Raw genomic sequence first — 13,130 nt, forward strand, 5'->3', positions numbered from 1 at the left:
TTGTGTTAACTCTGTTCTCTATCTGCTATTCTGCCTTAGCCGACAAGTCCTTTACCTTCTTGTCCACCAGGACCGCAATCAGTATGACAGCGCCCTTCACAATGTTGGTGGCATGGGGATTTACGTTCATAAGTGTCAGGATATTATCAATAATACCCATAATCATGGCGCCCACCACAGTTGGGAGCACAAAGCCCACGCCGCCGCTTAAGGACGTACCGCCCAGGATAACGGCAGCGATGGCGTCCATCTCAATGCCGGTGCCGCTGGTGGACTGTGCCGAACCAAGCCTTGCTGTCAGAATCACGCCCCCGACGCCGCACATAAGACCGTTAAGCGTATAAGCCATCCACTCCGTGAAACGGACGGAAATACCGGACAGACGCGCCGCCTCCCGATTGCCTCCAAAGGCATAGATGCTGCGGCCGTAACTGGTCTGTGTCAGCACATAGTGGGCAATGAGGAATAGGATAATAAGGATGATGACAGGAACCGGCACTCCGGCGACTGTTCCCTTGCCAAAAAACTTGTAGGCATCAACTTTAATGGGAATAGGGGAGCCTTTTGTATATACAAGAATGCATCCGCGAAGGAGGGTCATCATGCCCAGGGTGGAGATAAAGGGAGGAATCTCACACACTGCCACAAAGAAACCATTTACGGCGCCGCATCCTATGCCTACGGCCAGAGCCACCAGAATGGCCACTCCCGCATTGCCTGTGGATTCCAGGATACCGGAGGCCAGAACGCCTGCCAGTCCCAGGATGGAGCCTACGGAAAGGTCGATTCCCCCGGTGAGAATGACAAAGGTCATGCCGCATCCCACGATACCTGCCACTGTAATCTGCTTAAACACGTTGAACAGGTTGGCCACGCTTAAGAAGCTGGGGGACAATATGGTTGCAAATACGCAGATTACCAGTAAAATCAGCACGGAGCGGTAGATATTGAGCCGGCCGATTAATTTTTTCTTATTTACACTATTCATTTTCACTGACACCTCCAGATGCATGGGCTAAGATAATTTCCTGATTCATCTCTGATTTTGGTATTTCCAGGACCGTATGGCCTTCCCTCATGATGACTACCCGGTCGCTCATGCCAATGACTTCGGGCAGGTCCGTGGAAATCAGTATAATGCTTTTTCCGGCCTTGGTGAGCTCATCCATGATTTGATAAATCTCCGCCTTGGCCCCCACATCCACGCCGCGGGTTGGCTCGTCCAGAATCAGTATGGACGGGTTGGCTTCCAGCACCTTGGCAAATACCACCTTCTGCTGGTTGCCGCCGCTGAGTTTACCGGCCAGCTGCTGCAGGCTGCTGATTTTAATGTTGAGCCGTTTGACCTGTGCGTTAATCCGCTTAGTCTCCAGCTTCTTATCCAGATGAATGAAATGGGTTATCTTATCCAGTGATGACAGGGAAACATTTTCCCTGATATTGCGTATGAGCACCAGCCCTTCCTGCTTCCTGTCGTCGGACACAAATCCGATTCCCGCTTTTAAGGCCTTCTTTGGGCTGGAACAGTCTTTCTTTTCCCCGTTTATGTAAATCTCCCCGGAGTCCATGGGAAGGGCTCCGTACACGATTTTAGACAGCTCGATGGTTCCTGAACCTAAAAGTCCGGCCACTCCCAGGATTTCACCCTTGTGGAGCCTGATGTTCACGTTGTGGACGCCTTTTCCGCAGATATTCTTAAGCTCCAGCACCGTCTCGTCCTCCCTGTAATCCCTCTCAGGATACAGGTTGGTCACGCTGCGGCCTACCATCATGGAAACCACCTCGTCGTAATTGGTGTCGCCTATGTCCTTGGTAGTTATGTATTTTCCGTCCCTGAACACGGTCAGACGATCCGATATCTGGAAAATCTCATCCATGCGGTGTGAAATATACAGAATGGAAATGCCCTCCGCCTTAAGCTCCGCAATGATTTTAAACAGAATCCGAATCTCTTCGTCTGTCAGGGCGGCGGTTGGCTCGTCCATGATGATGACCTTCGCGCCTATGGTCAGACACTTTGCAATCTCCGTCATCTGCGATTCCGCCACAGACAGGTTGCGCACCTTGGTACGGCAGTCAAACTTAAGGCCCAAACGGTCCAGCTCCTCCTGTGCATCCTTGTACAGCTTTTTCCAGTCCACTGCGCCGTAGGACGTCTTAGGAAGCCTTCCCAGATACATGTTCTCCGCCACAGACAGGTCCCGCACCATGTTGAACTCCTGGTATATCATGGCGATACCCTTGCGCTCCGCGTCCTTGGTGGAATGGAACACCACTTCCTCCCCGTTGACATATATGTGTCCGGAAGTATATCCCTGGGCCCCTGCTATAATTTTCATCAGAGTGGATTTGCCTGCGCCGTTCTCACCGCACAGGGCGTGTACCTCGCCCCTCCTCACATCCAGATGGACTCCGTCCAGAGCTTTAACGCCCGGAAATGTCTTCACGATCGAATCCATCTGCAATACTAATTTTTCTTCCATGTTACCCCTCCCTTGCTGCTAAGAGTTCCTGAGAATGCCCCTTTGCCAGAGCGGTATCAGTAAGCGCATCCCGCCACTAAAATCACGTTGGTGTATCCTGTAAATTCACCGGTTAGGACAATGGCCTTTGCATCCTCGCTGCGCTCCTTAAGCTCTGTATGGGGAATATATTCCACCGGAAGTCCCTGGGGCAGAAGGTCCAGCGCCTTCTTATGGAAGTCCGGCGTCACGGTCAGCGCCTCGTCCGCAAACACAGCGCCCTCCACCACGATATATTTGAGTATCTCCTCCAGAACATCCAGGTAAGCCGGATCACCGGGCCTCCAGCCCAGGTCCACGCGCTCCACTCCCTTTGGAATGGGAAGTCCCGCGTCCCCGATAATAATGGTATCATTGTGCCTAAGTTCCGCCAGTACTCTGGCCAGCTGCGGATGTAATATTCCTGTTTTTAACATGTCTGTCTCCCCTTCTCCTGATTATGATTCTCCTGATTGCGGTTCTTTCGACTGCGGTTCCTTTGATTGTGCTTTGACAATGCCCGTGATAAACGTCTGTGCGTCAACAATCCATGGTCTAACGATTTGCAGCCAAGAATGCGTCAATCTCCTCCCTGACAGGCATGGAGGGCGTAGTACCGATTTTCTGTACGGACAGGGCTGCCAGGGCATTAGCAAAATCAGCTGCCTCCCACAAATCCTTTCCCTCTGCCAGCGCTGCCAGAAGGCCGCCGTTAAACGCATCTCCTGCTCCGGTGGTGTCCACTGCGTCCACCTTATAAGCCGGAATCATTCCCTTCTTATCTCCCGTGTTTATGTATACACCTCTCTGGCCCAGTGTAATCAATACATTCTTTACCCCTTTGGAGAAGAACCAGTCCGCTGCCTTGTCCGCCGCTTCCTCACTGTCCACCTTGATGCCTGTAAGAATCTCTGCCTCCACCTCGTTGGGGGTAATCAGGTCAATTTTGCCCAAAAGCTCATCTCTGACAGGCTGCACAGGGGCGGTATTTAAAATGACCTTGACGCCCTTCCTGTATGCGATATCCACGATGCGCTCCACAGAGGATACGTTTGTCTCCAGCTGTGTCAGCAGGTATTCGGACTGGCCCACCAAATCCTCCAGGGAATCCACTTCCTGGTCCGTAATGGTATTGCAGGCCCCCAATATAACCACGATTTCATTCTGGCTGCTGTTCTCATCCACCATAATCAGGGCGCATCCCGTCTCCGTTGTCTCGGAATACAAAACCCTTCCCGTGTCCATGTGAAGCTCATTCATGGTATTGAGGGCAATGTCGGCAAACGCGTCCTGGCCAAGCTTTGTCACCATGGTCACATCCGCTCCGGCCTTGTGGGCCGCCACGCCCTGGTTGAATCCCTTTCCGCCGGGTCCCATCTTAAACACGGTTCCCTTCACTGTCTCCCCTGCTGCCGGCAGATGCGGTGTCCTGCCCATTAAATCCACCACAAAGCTTCCGAATACCGTTACTTTCTTTCCAATATGTTCCATAATATGTTCTCTCCTTAATCCATCCTGCTGGCGCGCTCCGTACACGCTTCATGCCAATCCTATGAGCGGTTCCCCATCGGCAATTCTGGCCGGCAGTTTCCTTTTCCATCAGCATAACAGTTCCCCATCAGCAGGTTTCCCGCCGGCAGATAACACTATATCAGTACAATCCCGTTGCCTGCTCCGATCCTGTCTGCCCCTGCCTCAATCATAGCCGCTGCGTCTTCCGGTGTGCGGATGCCGCCGCTGGCCTTTACCCTGGCCCTGTCCCCAACGGTTCTGCGCATCAGAGCCACGTCAGCTGCCGTAGCCCCGCCTGTGCTGAAACCAGTGGAGGTTTTCACGAAATCAGCCCCCGCCTTCACTGCAAGCTGGCAGGCCCTTACCTTTTCCTCATCCGTCAGTAGGCAGGTCTCTATGATGACCTTCACCACTGCGCCCGCAGAGGCTTTTACCACAGCCCGGATATCATCCTCCACAAAGGAGTCATCCCCATCCTTAAGGGCGCTTATGTTGATAACCATATCCACCTCGTCTGCTCCTGCCTTTACAGCCTCGGAAGCCTCAAAGGCCTTTGCGCTGGAAAGCATGGCTCCCAGCGGGAAGCCCACCACGCAGCATGTCTTTACGCCGCTTCCCTTTAACTGCTCCGCCACCAGCGGCACAAAGCAGGTATTGACACAGACAGAAGCAAATTTATGTTCCCTTGCCTCACTGCAGTATCTTATGATGGTATCCCTGCTGGCATCCGCCTTCAGCATCGTGTGATCAATCATGTGTTCAATTCCCATTTTCATTCTCCTTTTCCATTTGAAGCTCTTATAAGTTAAAATTGTTATATGTATTTTCTGCAACCGGTTACATGTTTCTGTAAAAAAAATATGTCAGGTTTTACATTTTTGTGTAACCGGTTACATATTTGTGCAGAAAACAATCTGACTTGATTGTCAGGTTGTTTTCTTGTGTTCTGAACCCCGCAGGATTACCTTGTAAGGAATGGTAATCCGCTTTCCTCTCTGGCGGCTCTTTCCGGAATCCTCAAAGCACTCCTGAAGAAGTCTCATGGCTTCCCGCCCCTGTTCCCTTGCATCCCTGTCCACCACGGATATCCTGTAATCAATCATCCGCAGGGCGTCAATGTCATCGAATCCCATCAGGGAAATATCCCTTCCTATCTTAACCTTGTGTTCCGTCAGATACTTAAGACATCCCAGGGTGGAAAGGTTGTTGGATGTAAAGATGGCTGTGGGCGGTTCTTTCAGTCCCAGAAGCCGTCCGGTACATTCGTATGCCTTGGCAATCTTAAAATCACCGCAGGCAACGTATTCCTCAGGGACAGCCAGTCCGCTGTCCTCCATAGCCTGCAGATAGCCCTGACACCGGTCCTTGCCTGGTTTTGAGGTCTCAGGGCCGGTTATAATGGCAATCCGCTCATGGCCTGCCTTTATTAACTCCATCACTCCGTCATAGGAGCCCCTCTGGTTGTCCACAAATACGCCGTCAAACTGGGCCCCCTTCACATCACGGTCCACCAGCACCACCGGTATGCCGGATTCCTCCAGACGGAGCAGGTAATCCCTGGTAACCGCGTCTGTCTCTGAAATTGGCGTTATGATTACGCCCTTCAGCCTCTGACTTTCCACGATTTTTAAAAAATCATGTTCCTTGTCCAATGTCTCATTGGTTCCCAGGAAAACAATATTATAATGATATGATTCAGCCACTTCGCTGATTCCGCTTATGACCTTGGAAAAAAACTCATTCTCAATATCCGGGATGATGGTTCCCACGCTTAAGCTGTCCTGGATACTCAGGCTTCTGGCGATGGCGCTGGGCACATAATTGTACTCCTCCACTGCCTTAAGCACCTTTTGCCTGGTCTCCTCCTTCACGTATCCTGAATTATTGAGAACCCTGGAAATCGTAGCGGAAGAGACGCCTGCCCGGCGCGCAATCTCTTTAATGTTCATGACCCTTCCCCTCTCTTTTTCCTGTAACCGTACCAGAATTATCTGTAACCGGTTACATGTATAATACTACCACACAAATTATTAAATGTAAATAGTTTTTATAATTTTTATACAAAAAAGTCAGTGAGGAGTCAGCTATGGCTTCTGCTGAACTTCTCGCCATTCGTTGTTACTCACGAACTTCATACCCTGTTTTAATTGCTGACCAAACCTCCCTTGGTACCTCACGTATCTTTTGATGTGATTTCTGTTCGTCAGACCAGAGATTTGCCTCCACCTTCCTTTATCTGAGAACTCAGATAATCTGAATAATCCTAGTAAAATTATTATCCGAGTAATCAATAGAAAAGCCAGAAAATACAGTGCTTTCTAGATTGGCTGTATCCTTCCCATTACTAGGGCGGATTAGGGTAGGGTAAAGTGGTGGCGCGGTACTTCCCGTCTCCATCACCTGTATGTAATGACATCGTCTAACCATCCCTAAGCAAAGAAGGATATAATAAGGGCAACCACAAATCCCGTGCCGCCCACCAATGTCTCCATGATGGTCCATGTCTTAAGGGTGGTTTTTTCATCCAGTCCCACCAGTGATTTCACAAGCCAGAAGCCTGAGTCATTAAAATGGGAACAGACCGTTGCTCCTCCTGCCACTGCCGCTGTGACACAGGCAAGGTACAGAGGGGATAGGGTTACGATTTCCGGCATGGCCGCAATGATGCCGGCCGCCATGGTCATGGCTACAGTAGCAGACCCCACAGAAATACGCACCAGAGCAGCCACCACGAAAGCCACTACCACAATCGGAAGGGAGGCTGATGACACTGCGTTTCCAATCACATCACCCAGACCCGAATTCTGAAGCATGAACCGCAGCACGCCGCCGCAGGCCGTTACCAGAAGAATCAGGCCCGTAGGCTCCAGGGACTTGGTCAGTACCTTTTCCAGCTCCTCATTGCTGTATCCGTGACGGTATCCCAGAAGGACCATGGCCACAATCGTCGCAATGGTGAGAGCCACAAATGGCTCACCCAGGAATCCTAACACCGGCTGTACAGAGGCAAGGGCAGGAACCACCTTTGCAATGGAATTCAGGATAATAAGAACCAGTGGAATCAAAATAATTCCCACGATTGTCCCGAACTTGGGAAGCTTGGATTCGTCAAAATCCTCCTGGTTTGCAATGTGTCCCGGAACCGGGATGTCGTACTTATTTCCACAGATAGTACCCCATATGGGACCGGCCACTATCATGGCAAATATGCCGCACACAATACCTATCATGATGACCCAGCCCAGGTCCACGCCAAGCATGGTAGCCACCAGCACCGGCCCCGGTGTGGGCGGGATAAATGCATGGCCTACTGCCAGACCGGCCAGCAGGGGAATGGCATAGAACAGAGAGGAACGTTTGGTTCTCTTGGCAAGAGAAAAGGCAAGAGGAATCAGAATGATGAGTCCCGCATCGAAGAATACCGGCATGGCAATGACAAGGCCCGTGATTCCCAGGGCCCAGGCAGCCTTCTTGTCACCGAATTTCTTCACCATGGTGACGGCCAGTGTCTGTGCGCCTCCTGATATCTCCAATATGGAGCCGAACATGGAGCCCAGGCCCACAAGCAGGGCGATTCCCTTAAGTGTACTGCCAATTCCTTCATTCACAGAGCTTACGATATCCGCAAACGGCATTCCCGCAATCAGGCCGATGGCCACTGCGCCTACCAGAATAGAAATCATTGCCTGCAACTTGAATTTGATGATTAAAAGCAGCAGAATCACCAGCCCTGCCAGAGCCGCGATAATCAGTCTGGTCGGATCCAGAGCTGCAGCAGTTGTTGTTGTCATACTTATTAACCTCCTATAATTTCACACAATATCCCTATAACCACCGATATTCCCGGCCACTCTCCGGCAATCAGACCATATATCCGCCCTTCATGGGAGATACGGCATGTTCGGAATAAATTTTAAGAACGCCTTTTTTATACTTTGCTTCCCTGGGCTTCCAGGCCTTTTTGCGCTCTGCAAGAATACGTTCCACCTCTTCCCCTGGAAGTTCCTTTCCCTTCACGCCTATGATTTCCAGGACGCGTTCCGGTATATCAATCCGAATAAGGTCATCCTCTTCCACCAGGGCAATGGGCCCTCCGTCCGCTGCCTCAGGTGATACATGTCCGATGGCTGGTCCCTTGGATGCCCCGGAGAACCTGCCGTCCGTGATGAGTGCTATGGTCTTGCCCAGCTCCGGGTCAGAGGAGATGGCTTCTGTGGTATAGAACATTTCCGGCATTCCCGATCCCTTAGGTCCTTCATATCGGATGAACACGGCATCTCCCGGCTGTATCTTCCTGGAAATGACTGCCTCAATGGCATCCTCCTCACAGTCAAAAGGTTTTGCCCTCAGAACTGCCTTGAACATTTCCTTGGGAACAGCAGAATGTTTCACCACAGAGCCCTCCGGTGCCAGATTCCCTCTCAATATGGCCACTGTTCCGTCTGTTCCGATGGGTTCCTCAAAGGTCCTGATAACATCGGTGCGCTTCAGCCCCCATTTTTTCAGATATCCGTCGCACTTGTCATAAAATCCGTTGGCCTTAAGCTCTTCCAGATTCTCTCCCAGGGTCTTTCCTGTGACGGTCATCACATCCAGATGCAGCATGGACTTTATTTCCTCCATCACTGCGGGGACTCCGCCTGCATAGTAGAAGAACTGTGCCGGCCACTTACCGGCAGGCCTGATATCCAGCAGGTAATGGGCCCCTCTGTGCATACGGTCAAATGTATCAGCGTCAACCTCCAGTCCCAGCTCATGGGCAATGGCCGGGATATGAAGCAGGGAATTGGTTGAGCCGGATATGGCAGCATGCACCATAATGGCATTCTCAAATGACTTCATGGTCACGATATCGCTTACCTTAAGCCCCTTCCTGGCCAGTTCCATGACCTGGAGGCCTGCCTTATATGCCATTTCCTTCAGATCCACGCAGGTTGCAGGCATCAGCGCAGAGCCGGGAAGCATCAGGCCCAGTGATTCGGCCATGACCTGCATGGTGGAGGCAGTACCCATAAAGGAACAGGCTCCGCAGGATGGACAGGCATTATGCTTATAATAAGTAAGCTTTTCTTCGGTAATCTCACCTCTCTGGCACATGGCTGAATAAGCGCCAATCTGCTCCAGGGTCAACAGGTCGGGACCTGCATCCATGACACCGCCAGTCACCACGATAGACGGCATATCAAGTCTTGCCAGTCCCATCAGGCAGGCAGGCACGGATTTGTCGCAGCTTGCGATGAACACACCCCCGTCAAATCCCGTGGAATTGCCGTGAATCTCAATCATATTGGCAATCATATCCCTGTGTGCAAGTGAGTAATTGATGCCGTCATGTCCCTGGGCAATGCCGTCGCATATGTCTGTGGTAAAATACCTGGCCCCCTTTCCGCCTGCATCTGCGATTCCCCGCATGGCTTCGTTCACAAACTGGTCCAGATGGGCGCTGCCCGGATGGCTGTCACCAAATGTGCTCTCAACCATAATCTGCGGTTTATCCAGGTCCTCCACCTTCCATCCCATGCCGATTTTTAGCGGGTCGTTCTCCGGTGCCAGCGCTCTTACTCTTTGACTGTTCAGTTCCATAAAAATGCCTCCTCTTTTTTTTACATCTGACGTCTGACTTATTTATGGCTTTATAGTAGCATTTCTAGATTATTCTTTCAAGTCATCAGATTTATTTTCTACTATATTATCAAAAAAATTTGATTTATTTATGCACTATATCCAAACCATTATTGTTATGCTTCCATAAAATTCCATTTCCTTGTTCCTTTCGCTGTTGTTGTTCTAGTTCTTCCCCAAAAGTCGTCAGATGTATTTTTTCAGTTTTTAAGATAATCACAACAAAAAAATACCTATAAGTCTAAGTATTCCCCTTTATCTGTTTCCAGGGACCGCTAAAACTTATAGGTACCATACTCCTGCACTGCCCCATACTCCTATGCCTCACGTCCATCCTTCATCAACTGCCTGATCATATTTCTGTTAAAAGTCATATGCATCATCATGGCGGTCTTGGCACCGATTGGGTCGTGCTCCGCAATGGCGTCCGTCACTGCCCGGTGTGTCATGATGGTCTCATCGGTCAGCTTTTTATGGGTCACATTGACAAACATAAGGACAGCCGTATCAATAATGGGGATCAGCTGTTCCACCACCTTATTCTTGGAGCATTCAGCCACACAGGTATGAAAGGCGATATCGTCTTCTATATAACTGTCTCCAATCTTTATTTTCCGCTCCACGCTGTCACACAGGTTCCTCAGCTTCTCCACATCCTCCTCCGTTGCGTTGAGAGCCGCCATCTCTGCAATTCCCGGCTCCAGTATGATGCGGACATTTACCAGGTCCAGGGCCAGGGCCATCTTGTCCTCCACAGCCCCCAGGCCCAGGGGATCTATGTCCACCGGCGTAGTGCTGACCACATACGTGCCGGACCCCCTCCTGACTTCAAGGATTCCTCTGGAAATCAAAAGCTTCACCGCCTCCCGGATGGTACTCCTTCCCACGCTGAACCTGTCTCCCAGCTCAAATTCATTGGGAAGCTTAGCGCCTACGGCTATGGGCGTGTCCAGTATATACCGGTATATCTGCTCCTGAACCTGCTCTGCCAGCAGTTTGTTTTTCAGATTGGACAGTTCTCCTTTGTTGGCCTTCTTCATTTTCCTAAAGACATCCTTTCCCGGTTATTGCTGTGTAATCTAATCCTATTTATTCTAACACATTTTAAACCGGTTTACAAATATATGCATGAATGCTTCATGGCTGTCCTCTTAAATCTGCCAGTATGTTAATTATCAGAATGCACAAAATATCTATCCATCAGTCCGGAAGTCTTTCATCGCCCGACACCGGCACCAGTTTAAAAAGCAAACACATTTTCATAGTAATTCCCGGCAAACAAGATTTTCATCGGTACAAGAAAGGAAAGAAAAAAGCTGCAGCTCCCCCGGATAATATTCCAGAAAAGCTGCCGCTAATAAACTATTTATTTTACTATGCCATATGCTATTTACGACTGTACTTATTGCATATCTGTACCACCAGGCCGCTTAGGGCAAGCAGGGCCATGGCATTAGGTATAACCATCAGGCCATTAAAGAAGTCCGCCAAATCCCATACCAGCTCCAGTTTCAGAGCGGAACCGATGATAATACAAGCTACCACCAATAAGGAATAAACCTTTGCTGCATTATCGCCAAACAGGTACTTCGCATTGATAAGGCCAAAGAAATGCCAGCCCAGAATCGTAGAGAATGCGAAGAAGAATAGGCAGATTGCAACGAACACAATACCCAAGGAGCCAAATCCTCTCATGAAAGCTGCCTGTGTAAGAGCAGTACCGTTCTTGCCAGACTCTAAGGCGCCTGTGGTCAGTACGGAAAATACGGTCAGGTTAAGGATTACAAATGTATCTATAAATACGCTGATCATAGCGCAAAGTCCCTGCTTATGAGGATTTTCTGCGGTAGCCCTTGCATGTGCATGAGGTGTGGAACCCATACCAGCCTCGTTAGAGAAAAGGCCTCTTGCAACACCGAAACGGATGGCTTCTTTTACTGCGATACCTGCGCCTGCGCCTAATACTGCCTGAGGATCAAATGCACCTACAAAAATCATCTTAATAGCTGCAGGAAGGTTGGTAATATTCATGATAATAAGAATCAGGCTTCCCACAATATACACGCCTGCCATGATAGGAACTATCTTCTCAACAACGGATGCAAGCCTCCGTGTTCCGCCCAGGAAAATAAATGCTGCAATGGCTGCTACAATAACGCCTATGATAACTGGTGAAATCGTTATGTTAAATGCTCCAAAAGCCTCTGTAAATGCAGCGCCAATGGAGTTGGCCTGAACCATGTTGCCCATGAATCCCAGGGCAAGCACAATAAAGATTGCAAATAATCCTGCCAGGACCTTGCCAAAGGTGCCCTTAAAAGCTGCCTTTATGTAATAAACAGGACCGCCGGTTACCTCACCATTTACCTCAGTCTTAAAGTTCTGAGCCAGAGTTGCCTCTGCATAAATGGTTGACATACCAAAGAACGCACTTACCCACATCCAGAAGATAGCACCAGGTCCGCCTCCTAAAAGAGCTGTGGCAGCACCTGCCAGGTTACCAGTACCAACCTGGGCTGCAATTGCGGTTGCAATTGACTGGAACGGTGTCATCTCACCCTTTTCGTGCTTCTCGCCGTTAAGGCTGAGGTGCCCGAATACCAGTTTCCAGCCTTCACCAAACTTTCTCACCTGGATGAACCTCAAGCGGATCGTATAGAAAATTCCGGTGCCGCACAGAAGAACAATCAACAGGAAACTCCAGAGAAAACTGTTGCCTTTTGCTACGAGATTTGTAATAACGTCCATTTCTAATTCCCCCTATACGTTTAATTGGCCGCATATAGCGGCATTCATATTTGTGCCGATATAATCAGCGCTCCAAAGAGCGGGATTTACACATACAATAGGGACACCCACCATAGATGAGAAAGTATGCCTCCCTTTTGCCCGTGAGCATGGAAGATTTTATGGACGCTTATATCTGTCCTGCGCTTTCGCGCTCTCACAGAATCTCCCTGGAGTTTTCCTGATTCCTCCAGCATGGTACTACATTATTCATAAAGAAAAAATCTATACCTGTACTGTTTGAAAAAGGAATTTTTATAGATTGTTTTTATATTATCATACTTTATCTATAAATTCAATAATTATTCATCTAGTTTTTAGAGATTTTTAGTCAATTTTATACTTTTTTAAAATTTATCTCATTTCAGCTTGGCAGAATATTTATAGTATGTAAACAGAAATGGAATTTACTTTCGGAAACCAACATCGCAGCAGTTGCATTTTCAATACCAATAACTCGTTCTTCAAATGCCGCATCATCCATTTCCTGAAACCTGTCTCTTATTCCTTCAAGTAATTCCCTTCCAAGTCCAGAAAACGCTTCTGCCCATCTATTTGCCATTACCTTCTAACTCCTGTGTATCTCTTTACATATTTCAGTTCCACATCATACCCTTACCTGCGACGGCTTCGGCGGCTACAATAAACTGAAAGATGTCATCCGGTGCGGCTGTCTTGCCCACATGAGGCGGTACTGGCATGACGCAC

The 13,130-nt window shown here is 49.3% G+C and carries 12 protein-coding genes; 1 reads left to right on the plus strand and 11 read right to left on the minus strand.

Features of this window, described 5'->3' with window-relative positions; translation table 11 throughout:
• Window positions 1-25: 25 nt before the first annotated feature.
• From G614_RS0119605 to G614_RS0119655, 11 genes are all read right to left on the minus strand, one after another.
• A complete protein-coding gene (locus G614_RS0119605; RefSeq protein ID WP_027643313.1) occupies window positions 26-1,012 on the minus strand; it encodes an ABC transporter permease in 987 nt (328 codons plus the stop codon).
• On the minus strand, window positions 981-2,483 hold the full coding sequence (locus G614_RS0119610) for a sugar ABC transporter ATP-binding protein (RefSeq protein ID WP_027643314.1): 1,503 nt from the start codon (window positions 2,481-2,483) through the stop codon (window positions 981-983). Before G614_RS0119610 ends, G614_RS0119605 begins: the two co-directional genes overlap by 32 nt.
• A 56-nt stretch (window positions 2,484-2,539) precedes the next feature.
• Window positions 2,540-2,938 carry a D-ribose pyranase gene (rbsD, locus tag G614_RS0119615; RefSeq protein WP_027643315.1) on the minus strand — a complete coding sequence of 133 codons (399 nt, stop codon included), beginning with the start codon at window positions 2,936-2,938 and terminating at the stop codon, window positions 2,540-2,542.
• A gap of 118 nt (window positions 2,939-3,056) precedes the next feature.
• Window positions 3,057-3,992 (minus strand): ribokinase, encoded by a 936-nt coding sequence (rbsK, locus tag G614_RS0119620; RefSeq protein ID WP_027643316.1) that lies wholly within the window; start codon window positions 3,990-3,992, stop codon window positions 3,057-3,059.
• Between the two features lie 155 nt (window positions 3,993-4,147).
• Window positions 4,148-4,783, minus strand: coding sequence for a deoxyribose-phosphate aldolase (gene deoC / locus G614_RS0119625; RefSeq protein ID WP_027643317.1), 636 nt, complete (start codon window positions 4,781-4,783; stop codon window positions 4,148-4,150).
• A gap of 156 nt (window positions 4,784-4,939) precedes the next feature.
• Window positions 4,940-5,962: a LacI family DNA-binding transcriptional regulator gene (locus G614_RS0119630; RefSeq protein ID WP_027643318.1), complete on the minus strand. Its 1,023-nt coding sequence runs from the start codon at window positions 5,960-5,962 to the stop codon at window positions 4,940-4,942.
• A gap of 480 nt (window positions 5,963-6,442) precedes the next feature.
• Entirely contained in the window at window positions 6,443-7,804 is a 1,362-nt protein-coding gene (locus G614_RS0119635; protein WP_027643319.1) for a GntP family permease, read from the minus strand.
• 70 nt (window positions 7,805-7,874) lie between these two features.
• Window positions 7,875-9,596, minus strand: coding sequence for a dihydroxy-acid dehydratase (ilvD, locus tag G614_RS0119640; RefSeq protein ID WP_027643320.1), 1,722 nt, complete (start codon window positions 9,594-9,596; stop codon window positions 7,875-7,877).
• Window positions 9,597-9,952: 356 nt separating this feature from the next.
• The gene (locus G614_RS0119645) at window positions 9,953-10,675 is read right to left on the minus strand and encodes a FadR/GntR family transcriptional regulator (RefSeq protein ID WP_027643321.1); all 723 of its coding nucleotides are present in this window, start codon (window positions 10,673-10,675) and stop codon (window positions 9,953-9,955) included.
• 346 nt (window positions 10,676-11,021) lie between these two features.
• Window positions 11,022-12,383: an alanine/glycine:cation symporter family protein gene (locus G614_RS0119650; protein WP_027643322.1), complete on the minus strand. Its 1,362-nt coding sequence runs from the start codon at window positions 12,381-12,383 to the stop codon at window positions 11,022-11,024.
• A 403-nt stretch (window positions 12,384-12,786) separates the two neighbouring features.
• The gene (locus G614_RS0119655) at window positions 12,787-12,984 is read right to left on the minus strand and encodes a hypothetical protein (protein WP_027643323.1); all 198 of its coding nucleotides are present in this window, start codon (window positions 12,982-12,984) and stop codon (window positions 12,787-12,789) included.
• Between the two features lie 31 nt (window positions 12,985-13,015).
• Here G614_RS0119655 and G614_RS35110 point away from each other — a divergent pair.
• Window positions 13,016-13,130: IS66 family transposase (locus G614_RS35110; RefSeq protein ID WP_420341535.1), on the plus strand; the 115-nt coding region annotated here is incomplete at its 3' end.

Source organism: [Clostridium] clostridioforme AGR2157 (assembly GCF_000424325.1).
Taxonomy (GTDB): Bacteria; Bacillota; Clostridia; order Lachnospirales; family Lachnospiraceae; genus Enterocloster; species Enterocloster clostridioformis_A.